Genomic DNA, 16,559 nt, shown 5'->3' on the forward strand with positions numbered 1-16,559 from the left:
GGCCCGTAAGCGGTCGAGCCGCCGACGGGCCGCGAGGGATCAGGGCCCGTCGGGATCGGCCCGGTTCAGGGCCGGACGCGGCGTCGGCCCCGTCGTCATCAGGTAGTCCGCAGCCGATGTGTCGGTCACCAGGCTGGTGACCAGGCCGGAGCGGAGCACCGCGTCGATGGCGGCCGCCTTGCGCTGACCTCCCGCTATCGCGACGACTTCGGGGATACGCCGCAGCCGGTCGGCCTCGACCGTGATGCACCGCTCCCCCAGGTCCCGCCCCACGCGACGGCCCTCGGCGTCGAAGAGGTGCGCGGACATCTCGGCGGCGACACCGAGCGAGGCGTAGTGCGAGCGCTCCTCGTCGGTGAGCATGTCGTGGACCGTTGAGATGCCCGCCTCCCAGGAACCGATCGACACACAGGCGACCGTCACCTTGTCGAAGTACTCGAAGGCGCGGGCGATCCCCGTCTGGTTGCGCAGCGCGGCGGCGGTGGCCACGTCCGGCAGCAGCATCGGCGCGTAGATGGGGTGGGCGTCGCCACCCGAGACCTGGGCGGCCCGGCGTACGGCCTCGACCGAGCCGCGCTCGGCCGTCCCGGCGTCGTACACACCCGTCAGCTGCACCACCGTGCACGGCGGCAGCCGGTCGAGGGCCGCCGCCATGTGGATGGTGGACCGGCCCCATGCGAGGCCGAGCACATCGCCCTCGGTGACCAGCTCGCCGAGCAGGTCGGCGGCCACTTCGCCGAGGTTCTCCGGGTCGGGCGACTCCTCGGCGTCGGCCGGGGACTCCACCACGACGGCGTGCCTGAGGCCGTAGCGGGCGCGCAGCGCGTCGGAGCGCTCCGCGTCCAACTCTGCGGGGACACGGATCTCGATCCTCACCAGATCCCGTTCGAGAGCGGTCTCCAGGACCCGGGCCACCTTGAAGCGGCTGACGCCGAACTCCTCGGCGATCTGGATCTTGGACTTGCCCTCGAGGTAGAAGCGGCGGGCCATGGCCGCCGCCTGCACCAGCTCAGCGGGCCCCATCCGCATGGCTGACCGGCCCGCCGACATACCCGACACGGCGATCTCCTCACTGCTGTTCACACTCTGGATTCGCCGTTCATCCTTGCAGATCCGGCGTCCTTGATCAGCCCTGATGGGCGGCGTTCACGTTCCCTTGGCCTGGCGGTGGCTCAGTGGCCGCACGCCCAGGCCGCCTGGGCCATCACCGCCTCCGCCTGGCTGCGCAATGCACGTACAGCCTCGGCCGGGTCCGATGCCCCGTACACCGCCGAACCCGCCACGAAGACATCGGCCCCGGCCTCGGCGCAGCGCTCGATGGTCTCGGCCGAGACTCCGCCGTCGACCTGGAGCCAGAGCTCGAGGCCGTGCTTGGAGATCAACTCGCGGGTCCGGCGGATCTTCGGGAGCATGATGTCGAGGAAGGCCTGGCCTCCGAAGCCCGGCTCGACGGTCATGATCAGCAGCATGTCGAGTTCGGCGAGGAGATCCTCGTACGGCTCGATCGGCGTCGCGGGCTTGAGGGCCATGGAGGCACGGGCGCCCTTGGCCCGGATCTCACGGGCGAGCCGCACCGGAGCGGCGGCAGCCTCCACATGAAAGGTGACGGAACCGGCGCCCGCTTCTACGTACTGCGGCGCCCAGCGATCGGCGTCCTCGATCATCAGATGGCAGTCCAGCGGCGTGTCCGTAGCACGCGCCAGGGACTCTACGACCGGCACACCGAGCGTGAGGTTCGGGACGAAATGGTTGTCCATCACATCCACATGGAGCCAGTCGGCCCCCTCGACCGCCTCTGCCTCCTCGGCGAGGCGAGCGAAGTCGGCGGACAAAATGCTGGGGTTGATCTGCACGGCCATGCTCTAAGCGTGCCATGCCCTCCGGGGGTTGTTCCCCTCGGTCCGGATCTAGTCCGTTCTGCGTATGCGGCTTCCCGTGAGGGCGTGCCATTCTGGGCCGCCCACGGGCTCCACGTACGGCTACGGGGGTGGCCATGACGGACGTACGAGACCAGCAGAAGGACGTACGAGACCGGCCGAAGCGAGGCATCGCGCACCTGGTGTGCGGGCGGCGCGCCAAGTGGCTGGTGGTGGCGCTGTGGCTGGTGGTGCTGGTGCTCACGGCGCCGTTCGCTCAGAAGCTCACCGACGCACAGGACAATGACGCGGCGTCCTGGCTGCCCGGATCCGCGGAGTCGACCCAAGTCCTGGAGGCCTCCGAGGACTTCAGGCCGGAGCAGATCCCCGCGATCGTCGTGTACGCCCGTGAGAGCGGCCTCACGGCACAGGACCGGGCGCAGATCTCCGAGGACGTAGGCCAGCTCAAGGAGCTGCGCGACCACGGCATCCGCGGAGCGGAGACCCGGGGGCCGACGTTCGACCGGGACGCCGATCCGCGGGCGGCCCAGGTCTTCGTGCCGATCACGATGGACGAGAAGGGCTGGGAGCGGATCGCGCCCGCGGTCGACTCGATCCGTGCGGACGTCGGCGAGGGCGGCGACGGACTGGCCGTGCACATCACGGGCCCGGGCGGTACGTCCGCGGACTTCTCCGAGGCCTTCGAGGGCATCGACTCGACGCTGCTGTTCTCGGCGATGGCCGTCGTCATCGTGATGCTGCTGCTCACCTATCGCAGCCCGACGCTGCTCCTCGTCCCGCTGCTCGGGGTGATCGTCGCGCTGTTCACCTCGCAGGCGCTGATCTACTTCCTGGCGGAGAACGCGGGTCTGACCGTCAACGGCCAGAGCGCGGGCATCCTCACGGTCCTGGTGTTCGGCGCCGGGACGGACTACGCCCTGCTCCTGGTCGCCCGCTACCGGGAGGAGCTGCGCCGCCACGAGGACCGCCACGAGGCCATGGCGCTGGCCCTGCACCGGGCGGGCCCGGCGGTGATCGCGTCCGGCGCCACGGTCGTCCTGAGCATGCTGGTCCTGCTCGCCGCCGAGATGAACTCGACGAGGGGCCTCGGCCCGGTCGCCGCCATCGGTGTCGCGGTGGCGCTGATCGCGATGCTCACCCTGTTCCCCGCACTGCTCGTGATCTTCGGTCGCTGGATCTTCTGGCCGGTGATCCCGCACTTCGGTGCGCCCGACCCGACCGAACGCGGCCTCTGGGCCCGCATGGGCCGCCGTATCGCCCGCCGCCCGCGCATGATCTGGGGCGTCACGGCGGCGGCGCTCGCGCTGCTGTCGCTCGGCCTGCTCCAGATGCGGGCGGAGGGACTCAGCAACGCCGACGCCTTCACCGACAAACCCGACTCGATCGTCGGTCAGGAGGTGTCCGCGCGCTACTTCCCGGCGGGCAGCGGCGATCCGCTGGTCGTCATCAGCAACCAGGCGCAGGCCGAAGAGGTGGGCCAGGCGGTCGCCGGCACGTCCGGTGTCGTACCGGAGTCCCTGGGCCCGCCACCGGGCGCGAAACCGCAGTTCGAGGGCAGGGTCCTCTTCGAGGCCACGATGACCGCGCCCGCGGACAGCGAGGCCGCGAAGGAGACGGTGGAGCGGGTACGGGACGCCGTGCACGCGGTGCCCGAAGCGGACGCCCAGGTGGGCGGCGGTACGGCGGCTCTGCTGGACATGGACGAGGCGACGACCCACGACAACATACTGATCATCCCGCTCGTACTGGTGGTCGTGCTGCTGATCCTCGGTGCGCTGCTGCGCGCCCTGATCGCACCGCTTCTGCTGATCGGCACGGTGGTGCTGTCGTTCGCCGCCGCGCTGGGGATCAGTGCGCTCGCGTTCCGGTACCTCTTCGACTACGCGGGCGAGTCGACGGACTTCCCGCTCTTCGTCTTCGTGTTCCTGGTGGCGCTGGGCATCGACTACAACATCTTCCTGACCACCCGCATCCGCGAGGAGGCGGCCCGGCAGGGCACCCGCCCCGGCGTGGTGACGGGCCTGGCCGCGACCGGAGCCGTCATCACCTCGGCGGGCCTGGTCCTGGCCGGCACCTTCGCCGCCCTCGGCACTCTCCCCATGGTGGCCTTCGCGGAGATCGGCTTCGCCGTGGCCCTCGGCGTCCTCCTCGACACGTTCATCGTCCGCTCGATCCTGGTCACGTCCCTGTTCCTGGACGTCGGCCCGAAGGTGTGGTGGCCGCACCGACTGGCCCGGGAGAACAGCGGGGCGGCCCCGCCGACAGCGGTCAAGGGCACCACCCCGGAACCGGCGTCGCGGCCGGGCGGCCCGTCGGAGTAGAGCCCTTCCTGTCGGGCCCCGCCTGCCGGCCCTATGGCTTGACCGCGATACGGCCCTCATCCATGCGGAGCAGGAGGAGCCGGGCTCCGGTCTTCTCCAGGAATTCGTCCACCGCGCATTTCGATCCCTGCCACCAGCCATAGTCGTCGATGAGGAGAACGCCGCCGCTGACCAACCGCGGGTAGAGATACTCGAGTTCATGGCGCGTCGATGCGTACCAGTCGGTGTCGAGCCGCAGGATCGAAATCCGCTCGGGGGCCGCGGCGGGAATGGTGTCCTCCACAAGCCCCTGGACGAAATGCACGCGATCCGCGGGGTACGGAATCCTTTCGAAGCCCTCTTTGACGTCCTCCAGCGTGGCGACCGCCCAGATGGGGCGGCTCCTGTCCTGTCTGGCGAGCAGATCCCCGGCGAATTCACCGTCCCGGCGAAGGTCCTTGTCGGTCGGCGCCGGCATGCCCTCGAACGTATCGAAGAGGTACAGGTGCCGCCCGGTGTCATGCAGGCTCAGCAGGGTGCGGGCGGCCGCCTGCATACTGCCGCCCCGCCACACTCCGCACTCGACGATGTCGCCGGCGATGTTGTGCCGACTGACGTAACGGGTGGCCAGAATCAGGGCATTGAGCCGTTCGGGCGAGGTCATCGTGTAGGGAGACACGGCCCGGATGATGTCCTTGGCTGTGTCGTCGTAGTCGGCGGGGAATGTGGGGCCGGGAGCCGTCTCCGACCTTTGCGGGGAATTCCGCGGGGAAGTCCGTGGGGACGTTGATGCGGACATCGGTGAGGACTTCGCCGGCCTCGGACGACGGATTTCGTAGCCGGTGAGCCGCCTCAGGGTCCCGTTGACATTCTTACGCCACGTCATAAAGGCAACGTACGTCCCGAACCAGAAACCGGCAGCTTCACCAGCACCACGGCATTAACGCCACGGCATCTCGTCAGCCGGTCCGGCGGATCAGCGCCAGATACATAGCGTCCGTCCCGTGCAGATGCGGCCACAGTTGTACGTCGGGGCCGTCGCCCAGTGCCGGTACGCCGGGCAACTGCGGCCGGGCGTCGAGCAGTTCGGCGGAGCCGTCGTACTGCTTCAGGGCGTCGTCGACGACCGCGCGGGTCTCGGCGAGGTGCGGCGAGCAGGTGACGTAGGCGACGACCCCGCCGACCCGTACCGACGCGAGCGCCGTGCGCAGCAGCCCGCGCTGCAGCGGAGCGAAGGCGTCCAGGTCGTCGGGGCGGCGCCGCCAGCGGGCCTCTGGGCGGCGGCGCAGGGCGCCGAGTCCCGTGCACGGTACGTCCATCAGGACGCGGTCGAAGGAGCCGGGCCGCCACGGCGGACGTGTACCGTCGGCCGCGATGACCTGGTACGGCCCCGGGTTCCCGGCGAGCGCCCTGGCCACGAGCCCGGCCCGGTGCGGCTGCTTCTCGGCGGCGAGCAGTACGGCCCCGCGCTCGGCGGCGAGCCCGGCGAGCAGCGCCGCCTTGCCGCCCGGCCCCGCACAGCCGTCGAGCCACGCCTTGTCGGGCCCCTCGAGGGGCGCGCCCGCGAGGGCGAGCGCCACCAGCTGGCTGCCCTCGTCCTGGACGCCGGCCCGGCCCTCGCGTACGGCTTCGATGGCGCCCGGTTCGCCGCCCTCGGAGAGCCGCACGGCGTACGGCGACCAGCGCCCGGGCAACGCGGCCTCGTCACCGAGCGCGTCGCGAAGTTCCCCGGCCGTGGCGCGTCCGGGCCGGGCGACGAGGGTCACCTCGGGCCGCTCGTTGTCGGCCGTGAGGAGGTCCTCGATCCCGTCGCGCCCGCCCCCGAGGGAGTCCCACAGCGCGGAGACGATCCACCGAGGGTGCGAGTGCACGACGGCGAGATGGTCCTCGGGGTCGTCGTCGTACGGCGGCGCCACCCGCTCCAGCCACCCGTCGAGGTCGTGCTGCGCGACCTTCCGCAGAACGGCGTTGACGAACTTGGCCCGCCCGTCACCGAGTACGACCCGGGCGAGCTCGACGGAGGCGGACACGGCGGCATGGCTGGGAATGCGCGTACCGAGCAACTGATGCACACCAAGGCTCAGCACATCGAGCACGGGAGGGTCGACCTCACTGAGCGGCCGGTCCACACAGGCCGCGATGACGGCGTCGTACGTCCCCTGCCGACGCAGCGTCCCGTACACCAACTCCGTTGCCAGCGCCGCGTCCCGCCCGTCGAAGTCCCCCTTCTGCCGCGCCTTCCGCAACAGCGGTGGCAGGACGAGATTGGCGTACGCGTCCCGCTCGTCCACGGCCCGCAAGGCCTCGAAGGCGAGCATCCGCACGGGGTCCTTCTTCGGACGACGGTGAGGCTTGCCCTGCGGGCGACGACGACGGTCCTGCTCGTTCACGTAAAAGGTGCTCCGGATCTTGGAAGGGATACCAGTCCAGCGTACGTCGCCCCCTCCTGGGCCCCTCCTAAGCGGCCTCGGGGATGGGGGGTGCGTTCCCGCGTCGTTCGGTGCGGTGCATCGGCGTGCTGCCGGAACGGCCTCGTAGTGGGCCTACTCGGCCGTTTCGGCAGTGCGGTGAGGTGCCGTGCCGGGCGGCGTGGGGGCGTGCTCCCCATCCCCGAGGCCGCTTAGACCCCGACCCGCTCGTCGGAGGCGATCCGTACCCCGCGTGCCCAGTCCGCCGCGCGCATCGGCTTCTTGCCCTGGGCCTGGACCCACAGGAGTTCGACGGCGTGCGAGCCGGTGCCGACGTACACGTTGTTCTTGGCGACGGACAGCTCGCCCGGGGCGAGGTCCGCGCGCTCGGGCACGAGCGCGACCTGGATGAGCTTGAGCCGCTCGCCACGGAAGACGGTCCAGGCGCCGGGTGCCGGGGTGCACCCACGCACCACCCGGTCGACGCGCAACGCGGGCGCGGCCCAGTCGATCTCCGCATCCTCGACGGTGATCTTCGGGGCGATCGTGACGCCCTCCGCCGGCTGCGGTACGGCCTTGAGCGTGCCGTCCTCGATCCCGTCCATCGTCGCGACGAGCAGCCCGGCGCCCGCGAAGGCGAGCCGGGTCAGGAGATCTCCGCTGGTGTCGGTGGGCCGTACCTCTTCGGTGACGGTCCCGTACACGGGCCCGGAGTCGAGCCCCTCCTCGATCAGGAACGTGGACGCACCCGTGATCTCGTCCCCCGCCATCACCGCGTGCTGCACGGGCGCCGCCCCGCGCCAGGCGGGCAGCAGCGAGAAGTGCAGATTGACCCAGCCGTGGGCGGGGATGTCGAGTGCCACCCGGGGCAGCAGCGCCCCGTACGCGACGACGGGGCAGCAGTCGGGCCCGATCTCCCGCAGCCGCTCGAGGAACTCCGGGTCCCGCGGCTTAGTGGGCTTCAGCACCTCGATCCCGGCCTCCTCGGCCCGCTCGGCGACCGGGCTCGCGACCAGCCTCCGCCCGCGCCCGGCCGGTGCGTCGGGCCGGGTGACGACGGCGGCCACCTCATGCCGCCCGGAGGCGATCAGGGCATCCAGAGCGGGAACGGCGACCTCGGGTGTACCGGCGAAGACGAGCTTCATGGGGTGGTTCGGGCCTCTCGGGCGAGGGTTGGACGCGGGCAACGCACAAGTCTATGGCGGCAGGACGCGAAAGATCCCACGACCGCGGCGGGAATGCCGCCGACGACAGCAAGGGCTACGTGGCCGTCGAGCACATCAGAAGGATGCGACGAGCCGGGCGAGCGGCGGGGGCGCCTGCCCGGCCGGCAACGCGTCCACGAGCAGCCGCGCGTAGCGGACCTTGTGACCGCTGCGTCCCCCGAAGAACCGGCGCAACTGCGCCGTTATCGGCCGCTCTCGCTGTGCCGGCTGGCGTTGGAGGATCCGGAACGAGGCGAGCTGGCCCTGAGCCTCGATGACGTCGAGCACGGCGTCGGCCCCGAGGCAGCGGATGAGTTCGTCCTCCAGGTCGGCGTGACAGACGTGGAACCCGAGTTCGTCCAGCGAACCGGACCCGATACCTGCCCGGGCGAGCGCGGTGGCGACGCCGCCCGACTCCCCCGCGTCACACAGGCCGAGCAACCGGTGGCCTGCGCCGCCCGGGCCGTAGCGGTCGAGGAAGTGGACGATGCTGGTCGCGCCTCCCATCGGCACGACCGTCACCCGCCGGGCTGTCAGATCATGGCCAACGCGACCGGCCAGCGTCTCGACCGCCACCCGGTCACTCTCGCCCTCCACCAGCACCGTAGTCGCCTGCATGGAACCAGTATCGCGAACGCCGGTCATCGGGAGCTCAGCACACAGAACTCATGGCCGTCGGGATCGGCCATCACCACCCAGCCGACCTCGCCCTGGCCGATGTCGATTCGAGTCGCCCCCAGCGAGACAAGACGGTCGACCTCCGCTTGCTGATCACCGTGGGCGGGTGGCGCGAGGTCGAAATGCAGCCGGTTCTTCCCGGTCTTCGGCATCAGTGGCGGACCGCCCCACGTGATCTTCGGGCCGCCGTGCGGCGAGCGGATCGCGGTCTCCTGGTCCTGGTCCCAGACCAACGGCCAGCCCAGCGCCCGGCTCCAGAAGTACCCGACGTCCTGCGAACCGTCGCACGCGAGCGCTCCGATGAATCCGCAGTCGGCGAGGAAGTTGTTGCCCGGCTCGATGACGCAGAACTCATTGCCCTCGGGATCGGCGAGCACCACATGGCCCTCCTCCGGGCTCTGACCGACGTCGATGTGCCGGGCGCCCAGCTCAAGCGCCCTCGCCACCGTCTCCTGCTGGTCATCAAGGGATGTGCTCGTCAGATCGAAGTGCAGCTGGTTCTGGCCGGTCTTCTTCGCCTGGCTCGGAAGAAAACGCATCCGGAACCCGGTGTCATCGCTCGGCAGAAGCACGATGCCCTCGGAGAAGTCGTCGGACACCTTCCAGCCCAGGAAGCCGGCCCAGAAGCGCGCGAGACGGGGCGGGTCGTTCGCATCGAAGCAGAGAGCGTGAAGGTGAGAAGTCACCCCTGACGCTAGAACGCTCGGGAACTGCCCCGCAACGCAATTTAGACCGACCGGCGACGGCCGCAGGTCACAGGATCCTCGCCGACGCCGAGCCGACAGCGCACCCCACCCCCAGGAGCGCACGCAAATGCCCACACGCCCCCACACCGTGACCAGCGGAGTGCACACGCGTTGGTCAAGAAAGAGTTGACCACAACGGGCCGCACCAGCGGCCCGATCCTTTTCAACGCCGGTTCGAGAGGCTTGTTCATGGCCGACCACGCAACCCACGACGCCCAGGCTCGGGCCAGCCTGCACTTGCTGGTGCGGGACATCGAGCGGGTCCGCCGGCAGGTGGACGCACTGCGCACGCTCACCGCCCAGTTGGGCAACGTCTACCGCCCGCGCCGCTCCGGCCCGTCCACAGGCTTCGTCGTCTACGGACGCGCCCCCGCCCCGACCGTCCGCCTCGCCCAGGAGCTGCGGGACAGTGTCGAGACCCTGGTCACGGCCGCCGTGGACTTCGATCGCTCACTGGGTTTCTCGTGGGACGCGGTGGGCTCCGCACTCGGAGTCACAAAACAGGCGGTGCACCGCCGCTACGGCGCACGCCGCGCCGCCGCCCAGGCCGCCGCCGAGGCCGAGCGCGCCACGGAACCGTCGGGCTCCCGCACGGTCCCCGTCAACGCCGGCATGCCCACGGTCCCCGCGGCCCGCTCCACGCCGCTGCCCACCCAGCCGACGGCCGGCAGCCCCACCCTCCGCGACGAGGCGCGGCCAAGCGCCTTCCCGGGCCCGCGCAGCGGCTGACCCCCAGCCACCGCCCCCTTCGTCTGCCTCCCGACGGTCCGTCGGGAGGCAGACGCGCGTCGGGGGGCAGGCGAGCGTTGGCAGGCGGACGAGCATCGACTTCCTTGCCGCCCGCTCACCCAATGTCCGGCGGATCAATCCGAACCCGTACGACGTCACTCCCCCCTTGGGCCATTCGAGCCGCCTGCGCGAACTTCAGCGCGGAAGCCAGCGCCGCCCCGCTGCCCGGCGGCACCCGGATCAACGCCCGCTCCCAACGCTCCCCGACCGGCGACGCCCCCATACGCCGTGGTCGCCCCGCTTCTGTGACGGGCAACGGCACCGGCCCCAACACCTCGGCGTCGCCGGGCAGTTCGACCGCGGCCAGGAACCCGGCGAGTGCCTCCGGCGTTCCGGACACGGCAGCCATCCGCGACACCGGCGGGAACCCCAGCTCGGCCCGTTCGGCCAGCTCACGGACCGCATGCCCTACGGGATCCCAGCGCACCAGCGCCTGCACGGGCCGCAGCGTCGGCTCGGCGACGACCACCACTTTCCCTCCGGCCTCCTGCGGTCGTACCAGCGAAGCCGCCCCGATCCACCGCCGCAGGGCGTCCTCGCCCGCCCGTAGATCGGGCCGCCCCAGCATCGCCCAGCCGTCGAGCAGCAACGCCGCCGCATAACCACCCTCGGCGACGGGCTCCGCCCCCGGGGTGCTCACGACGAGCGCGGGCGCCCCCGGCACCGTGTCCAGCACCTGCTCGCGCCCCGAGGTCCGCACAGGCACGGCGGGAAACGCGCGCCCCAGCTCCTCGGCGGTCCGCCGCGCCCCCACAACCTGCGCCCGCAACCGGAACCCACCACATTCGGGACAGTGCCAGGCCTCCTCACCGCGTCCGCACCACCCACATCTCAGGCCCCCGGCGTCCTGCCCCTCCAAGGGTCCGGCACAGTGCCGGCACCGCGCGGGCGCCCGGCACTGTGCACACGCCATCCGGGGTACGTAGCCACGCCGGGGCACCTGCACCAGTACGGGACCGTGCCGCAGCCCTTCTCGTACGACCTGCCAGGCGAGCGTGGGCAGCCGCGCCGCCCGGGCCGCCTCGTCCCGCGCGAGGTCCCCGTCACTCACGGTCCGTACGAGGGGAGCCGCCGCCCGCACCTGCTCGCGCTCGGCGACGAGCGGCGCCGCCCAGCCGCTCTCGACGAGCTGCGCGGCCTCGACGGTGCAGCTCCAACTCCCCAGCAGGAACGCGCACTTGTCATGGGCGGCCCGCAACAGCAGCACTTCCCGCGCATGCGGCTGCGGCGCGTGCGGCTCGCTGTGGCTGTCGTCCCCGTCGTCCCAGATGGCCACGAGTCCCAGATCCCGTACGGGCGCGAACATGGCGGCCCGGGTCCCCACCACAGCCCGTACGGACCCCCGCCGCACCGCGAGCCACTGCCGGTACCGCTTCTCAGGCCCGGCCTCGGCCGTCAGCACCGCATGCCGCCCCTCCCCCAGCAGCGAGGTCAGCGCGGCGTCCACCCGGGCGACGGCGCGCCCATCCGGCACGACGACCAGCGCGCCACGCCCCGAAGCGAGCGTCGCCCCGACGGCCCGCGCGAGTTCGTCGGCCCACTCGGGCCCGGGCAGCGCGTTCCACACGGCTCGCGGTGCCCCGCCCGCCGCGAGCGAGCGTACGAAGACATCCCCGCGCCCGTACCGCGCCCATGACCTGGCGTCAGGTATCTCGGGCACCGGCAGCGGCGACGGCGACGGCTTGCTTTCCGCACGCGCGTTCCGCGGCGGCACGGCCAGTTGCAGCACATCGGCCACACTCCCCACGTACCGATCGGCCACGGCCCGCGCGAGCCCCAGCAGCTCCTCACTCAACACGGGCTCGGGCGAGACGACTTGGGCCAGCGCGGCAAGTGGCCCCGAGTAATCGGACTCGGCAAGCCGCTCGATGAGAAACCCGTCGATCAGCCCCCCACCCTCACGCCGCCCTTCCCGCACCCGATGCCGCCCGGCCCCGAACCGCACCCGCACCCGCACCCCGGGCTGGGCATCGGCGTCCAACTCCTCCGGAACCGCATAGTCGAAGTACCGATCAAGATGCAGCACACCCTTGTCGACGAGCACACGAGCAACGGGCAACTCTTTGGCGACTGCGGCCCCCCGCCACGTTCGCGGCTTGGCTCGCGGCGCCTTGGCCTTCCGCACGCTCTCCCGAATAAGCGCAAGCTGTTCGGGCGGCACACCCCCCGCCCCGTCGCCCTGCCCGTTCTCGCTGCTCACACCAGCATTGGTACCAGACGCCACTGACAGCGAGACGAGCCGGCCGACGCACCGAGGCCCGGCGCCCCTCAGGGACACCGGGCCTCGGAAAGAGCCGGAAACTACAGCAGGAGCCGGGAACTACAGCCCAGCCGCCCTCCGCAGCGCCTCCACTCGGTCCGTCTTCTCCCACGTGAAGTCGTCCAGTGCACGCCCGAAGTGGCCGTACGCCGCGGTCTGGGAGTAGATCGGGCGCAGCAGGTCGAGGTCGCGGATGATCGCGGCGGGGCGCAGGTCGAAGACCTCGCTGATCGCCTTTTCGATCTTCTCGGCGTCGATCTTGGCGGTGCCGAAGGTCTCGACGAAGAGGCCGACGGGCTCGGCCTTGCCGATGGCGTAGGCGACCTGGACCTCGCAGCGGGTGGCGAGGCCTGCCGCCACGACGTTCTTGGCGACCCAGCGCATCGCGTACGCCGCCGAGCGGTCCACCTTGGACGGGTCCTTGCCGGAGAAGGCACCGCCGCCGTGGCGGGCCATGCCGCCGTACGTGTCGATGATGATCTTGCGGCCGGTGAGGCCGGCGTCGCCCATCGGGCCGCCGATCTCGAAGCGGCCGGTGGGGTTCACCAGCAGGCGGTAGCCCTCGGTGTCCAGCTTGATGCCGTCGTCCAGGAGGGCCTTGAGCTCCGGCTCGACCACGAACTCGCGGATGTCGGGGGCCAGGAGCGAGTCCAGGTCGATGTCCTGGGCGTGCTGCGAGGAGACGACCACCGTGTCGAGGCGGACGGCCTTGTCGCCGTCGTACTCGATGGTGACCTGGGTCTTGCCGTCGGGGCGCAGGTAGGGGATCGTCCCGTTCTTGCGGACCTCGGAGAGTCGCTTCGACAGGCGGTGCGCCAGGTGGATCGGCAGCGGCATCAATTCGGGCGTCTCGTCGGTCGCGTAACCGAACATCAGGCCCTGGTCGCCCGCGCCCTGCTTGTCCAGCTCGTCCTCGTCGCCCTCGACACGCGTCTCGTACGCCGTGTCGACGCCCTGCGCGATGTCCGGGGACTGCGCGCCGATCGACACCGACACGCCGCAGGAGGCGCCGTCGAAGCCCTTCTTCGAGGAGTCGTAACCGATCTCGAGGATCTTGTCGCGCACCAGCTGCGCGATCGGCGCGTACGCCTTGGTCGTGACCTCGCCCGCCACGTGCACGAGGCCGGTCGTGATCAGCGTCTCGACGGCGACCCGGGACTTCGGGTCCTCGCGCAGAAGCGCGTCGAGAATGGTGTCGCTGATCTGGTCAGCGATCTTGTCGGGGTGACCCTCGGTCACAGACTCCGAGGTGAACAGACGACGGGACACAACGCTCCCTGGGGTTGCAGCGGCTGCTGGCTGATCATTGGTGGACGGATCGGGGGCTGCGCCCGCTGTCGTCCGGGGGTCAGTTTATCGGTCACGCTCGACCGCGGGTCCACCCCGTCTCGCGACTCGGAAGACCTGTGACCTGCGGCACGGGCATTCTGCCCAACGACACCAGGTCTCCGCCAGGCTCCCAGGCCCGAATTCGCCGGTTTTGGAAGCCCGATGGACCACTTTCGACGGAACGAATCAGGCATTCGTTCCGGAACGCGTTCCGGAACGCTCGAGGGCTCCGGAACGCACTCCGGGAAGACGGGGCATTCACTCCAGGCGTCGCGCCACAAGATCCCACACCGTCTCGGCCAGAGCTTCCTTGGGCCCGTACGGCACGGGGGTCTCGCTGCCGTCGGCGCCGAGCACGACCGCTTCGTTCTCCTCGGAGCCGAAGGTCTTGCGCTCCCCCACCTCGTTCACGACGAGGAGATCGCACCCCTTGCGCTCCAGCTTCGTCCGCCCATTGGCCAGGACGTCGTCCGTCTCGGCGGCGAAGCCGACGATCACCTGGCCGGAGCGGGCGCGCTCGGCGGATATCTCGGCGAGGATGTCGGGATTACGGACCAGGGTGATCGGATCCGGGTCCTGGCCGTCCTTCTTCTTGATCTTTCCGGCCGCGTACGCCGCCGGCCGGAAGTCCGCGACGGCCGCCGCCATCACCACCGCGTCGGCGTCCGCAGCGGCCTTCAGCACCGCTTCGCGCAGCTGGACGGCCGTCTCGACCGGCACGACGTCCACGCCCGCCGGGTCCGGCATCCCGGTGTTCGCGGCGATCAGCGTGACCCGGGCACCCCGGGCCGCGGCGGTACGCGCGAGGGCGTACCCCTGCTTGCCGGAGGAGCGGTTGCCGAGGAAGCGGACCGGGTCGAGCGGCTCGCGCGTACCGCCGGCGCTGACCACGACATGGCGGCCCGCCAGATCGGGAACGACGGCCCCGCGCGCCAGCACCCGGCGACAGATCTCGAAGATCTCGCCGGGCTCCGGCAGCCGGCCCTTGCCCGTGTCGACGCCCGTCAGACGGCCGACGGCGGGCTCGATGACAACGACACCGCGGCGGCGCAGCGTCGCCACGTTCTCCTGCGTGGCCGGGTGCTCCCACATCTCGGTGTGCATGGCGGGGGCGAAGACGACGGGGCAGCGGGCGGTGAGCAGGGTGTTGGTCAGCAGATCGTCGGCCAGGCCGTGGGCCGCCTTCGCCAGCATGTCCGCGGTGGCGGGCGCCACGACCACCAGATCGGCTTCCTGGCCGATACGGACGTGCGGGACCTCATGCACATCGGACCAGACCTCGGTCGAGACGGGGTGGCCGGAGAGCGCGGACCAGGTCGCGGCGCCGACGAAGTGGAGCGCCGACTCGGTCGGTACGACACGTACGTCATGCCCCGATTCGGTCAGCCGGCGCAGCAGCTCGCACGCCTTGTACGCGGCGATGCCGCCGCTGACTCCCAGCACGACCTTCGGCTTGTCCACCGTCTCTCCCCGGGCTCGTCTCACCTGCACCTGCGAACGTGTACGTACTCATGACACACCACAGGCCCGACAGCCGGGCTGCCGGGCCTGTGGAAAAGCCTGCTGCAATCTGCAGATATTACTTACTGCGCCGGGCCCTCAACGGCCTCGGACGTCAGCAGACCCGCGTTGATCTCGCGCAGGGCGATCGAGAGCGGCTTCTCGTGGACATGCGTGTCCACGAGCGGACCGACGTACTCGAGGAGACCTTCGCCGAGCTGCGAGTAGTACGCGTTGATCTGACGGGCCCGCTTGGCCGCGTAGATCACGAGGCTGTACTTCGAGTCGGTGGCCTCGAGGAGCTCGTCGATCGGCGGGTTGATGATGCCCTCGGGCGCGGCAATGGAAGAGGACACGCTCTACCTTCCGAAAGATGGGATGAGATCGAAAACGATCACACTACGTCCATCAAGGCTAGCAGCTCACGCGCCACGTCCTCGACGGAGGTGTTGACCAGGGTGACGTCGAACTCCGACTCGGCCACCAGCTCGATCTTCGCAGCGGCCAGTCGGCGCTCGATCACCTCGGGCGGCTCGGTGCCCCGCCCGGTGAGTCTGCGCACCAGCTCCTCCCAGGAGGGAGGAGCCAGGAACACCAGCTGGGCCTCGGGCATCGACTCGCGGACCAGACGCGCGCCCTGGAGGTCGATCTCCAGCAGGACGGGCTCGCCGGCCTCCAGCCGTTCCATCACGGCGCCCCGCGGGGTGCCGTAGCGGTTGCCGGCGAACTCAGCCCACTCGAGCAGCTCGCCGTTGGCGATCAGCTTGTCCATTTCCTCGTCGCTGACGAAGAAGTACTGGACACCGTGCTGCTCACCGGGGCGCGGCCCCCGGGTCGTCGCCGACACCGAGAGCCAGACCTCGGGGTGTTCCTTGCGCATATGAGCGACGACCGTGCTCTTGCCGACCCCGGAGGGGCCGGAGAGCACGGTCAGCCGCGGACGTGATTCCGGGGGTACGGGGGTCGTCCCCCGGGATGTTGCAGCCATGCAGCGATTATCCAGGTTCTCAGGAGTGCCCGAGAACGTCAGGCGGCACCGCCGCCGAACTCGCGCTCAAGAGACGCGATCTGGTTGGAGCCGAGGCCACGCACGCGACGGCTCTCGGAGATCCCGAGTCGCTCCATGATCTGCTTGGCGCGGACCTTGCCCACGCCAGGCAGGGACTCCAGGAGAGCGGAGACCTTCATCTTGCCGATGACGTCGTTCTCCTGGCCCTGCTTGATGACCTCGTGGAGGGAGGCGCCGGAGTGCTTGAGTCGATTCTTGACCTCGGCCCGCTCCCGGCGAGCCGCGGCGGCCTTTTCGAGCGCGGCTGCGCGCTGTTCAGGGGTAAGGGGCGGAAGAGCCACGCCTACGTCACCTCGGATGTCGAACTGTCGGATACGGACCGGTGAGGAACCTAGTCGCCCCACACCTGGGGAGCAACGAGCAACGCTTCTTGCCCGTCCTCCCCCACTGCCTTAAAA

The 16,559-nt window shown here is 70.5% G+C and carries 15 protein-coding genes; 2 read left to right on the top strand and 13 right to left on the bottom strand.

Features of this window, described 5'->3' with window-relative positions:
- Positions 1 to 39: 39 nt before the first annotated feature.
- Together ACYVO6_RS00405 and rpe are read right to left on the bottom strand one after the other, a co-directional pair.
- On the bottom strand, positions 40 to 1,083 hold the full coding sequence (locus ACYVO6_RS00405) for a sugar-binding transcriptional regulator (RefSeq protein WP_461056365.1): 1,044 nt from the start codon (positions 1,081 to 1,083) through the stop codon (positions 40 to 42).
- Between the two features lie 89 nt (positions 1,084 to 1,172).
- Complete coding sequence (rpe, locus tag ACYVO6_RS00410; protein ID WP_461056366.1) at positions 1,173 to 1,859, bottom strand: ribulose-phosphate 3-epimerase; 687 nt, start codon at positions 1,857 to 1,859, stop codon at positions 1,173 to 1,175.
- Positions 1,860 to 1,993: 134 nt separating this feature from the next.
- Between rpe and ACYVO6_RS00415 the strand changes: the two genes are divergently transcribed.
- On the top strand, positions 1,994 to 4,198 hold the full coding sequence (locus ACYVO6_RS00415; protein ID WP_461056367.1) for an MMPL family transporter: 2,205 nt from the start codon (positions 1,994 to 1,996) through the stop codon (positions 4,196 to 4,198).
- Positions 4,199 to 4,229: 31 nt separating this feature from the next.
- Here the strand turns inward: ACYVO6_RS00415 and ACYVO6_RS00420 are convergent, their stop codons facing one another.
- From ACYVO6_RS00420 to ACYVO6_RS00440, 5 genes are all read right to left on the bottom strand, one after another.
- Positions 4,230 to 5,063: a TylF/MycF/NovP-related O-methyltransferase gene (locus tag ACYVO6_RS00420; RefSeq protein ID WP_461056368.1), complete on the bottom strand. Its 834-nt coding sequence runs from the start codon at positions 5,061 to 5,063 to the stop codon at positions 4,230 to 4,232.
- Positions 5,064 to 5,136: 73 nt separating this feature from the next.
- Positions 5,137 to 6,567, bottom strand: a complete 1,431-nt coding sequence (locus ACYVO6_RS00425; protein ID WP_461056369.1) for an RsmB/NOP family class I SAM-dependent RNA methyltransferase — start codon at positions 6,565 to 6,567, stop codon at positions 5,137 to 5,139.
- 230 nt (positions 6,568 to 6,797) lie between these two features.
- Positions 6,798 to 7,730 carry a methionyl-tRNA formyltransferase gene (gene fmt / locus ACYVO6_RS00430; protein WP_461056370.1) on the bottom strand — a complete coding sequence of 311 codons (933 nt, stop codon included), beginning with the start codon at positions 7,728 to 7,730 and terminating at the stop codon, positions 6,798 to 6,800.
- 135 nt (positions 7,731 to 7,865) lie between these two features.
- Positions 7,866 to 8,408, bottom strand: a complete 543-nt coding sequence (locus ACYVO6_RS00435) for a TOPRIM nucleotidyl transferase/hydrolase domain-containing protein (protein WP_461056371.1) — start codon at positions 8,406 to 8,408, stop codon at positions 7,866 to 7,868.
- A gap of 23 nt (positions 8,409 to 8,431) precedes the next feature.
- Entirely contained in the window at positions 8,432 to 9,154 is a 723-nt protein-coding gene (locus ACYVO6_RS00440; RefSeq protein WP_461056372.1) for a VOC family protein, read from the bottom strand.
- Between the two features lie 249 nt (positions 9,155 to 9,403).
- Here ACYVO6_RS00440 and ACYVO6_RS00445 point away from each other — a divergent pair, with 249 nt between their 5' ends.
- Positions 9,404 to 9,943 carry a hypothetical protein gene (locus ACYVO6_RS00445; protein WP_461056373.1) on the top strand — a complete coding sequence of 180 codons (540 nt, stop codon included), beginning with the start codon at positions 9,404 to 9,406 and terminating at the stop codon, positions 9,941 to 9,943.
- 115 nt (positions 9,944 to 10,058) lie between these two features.
- On the opposite strand, the gene ACYVO6_RS00450 is transcribed toward ACYVO6_RS00445, so the two are convergent.
- From ACYVO6_RS00450 to ACYVO6_RS00475, 6 genes are all read right to left on the bottom strand, one after another.
- The gene (locus ACYVO6_RS00450; RefSeq protein WP_461056374.1) at positions 10,059 to 12,203 is read right to left on the bottom strand and encodes a primosomal protein N'; all 2,145 of its coding nucleotides are present in this window, start codon (positions 12,201 to 12,203) and stop codon (positions 10,059 to 10,061) included.
- A gap of 120 nt (positions 12,204 to 12,323) precedes the next feature.
- The gene (gene metK / locus ACYVO6_RS00455) at positions 12,324 to 13,532 is read right to left on the bottom strand and encodes a methionine adenosyltransferase (RefSeq protein ID WP_461056375.1); all 1,209 of its coding nucleotides are present in this window, start codon (positions 13,530 to 13,532) and stop codon (positions 12,324 to 12,326) included.
- A gap of 318 nt (positions 13,533 to 13,850) precedes the next feature.
- The gene (coaBC, locus tag ACYVO6_RS00460; protein WP_461056376.1) at positions 13,851 to 15,053 is read right to left on the bottom strand and encodes a bifunctional phosphopantothenoylcysteine decarboxylase/phosphopantothenate--cysteine ligase CoaBC; all 1,203 of its coding nucleotides are present in this window, start codon (positions 15,051 to 15,053) and stop codon (positions 13,851 to 13,853) included.
- A gap of 122 nt (positions 15,054 to 15,175) precedes the next feature.
- Positions 15,176 to 15,448 carry a DNA-directed RNA polymerase subunit omega gene (gene rpoZ, locus ACYVO6_RS00465; RefSeq protein ID WP_033321800.1) on the bottom strand — a complete coding sequence of 91 codons (273 nt, stop codon included), beginning with the start codon at positions 15,446 to 15,448 and terminating at the stop codon, positions 15,176 to 15,178.
- A gap of 38 nt (positions 15,449 to 15,486) precedes the next feature.
- Positions 15,487 to 16,080, bottom strand: a complete 594-nt coding sequence (gene gmk, locus ACYVO6_RS00470) for a guanylate kinase (protein WP_461056377.1) — start codon at positions 16,078 to 16,080, stop codon at positions 15,487 to 15,489.
- Between the two features lie 38 nt (positions 16,081 to 16,118).
- Positions 16,119 to 16,442: an integration host factor gene (locus ACYVO6_RS00475; protein ID WP_005319887.1), complete on the bottom strand. Its 324-nt coding sequence runs from the start codon at positions 16,440 to 16,442 to the stop codon at positions 16,119 to 16,121.
- Between the last annotated feature and the right edge of the window lie 117 nt (positions 16,443 to 16,559).

The organism is Streptomyces pseudoechinosporeus, assembly GCF_054783935.1.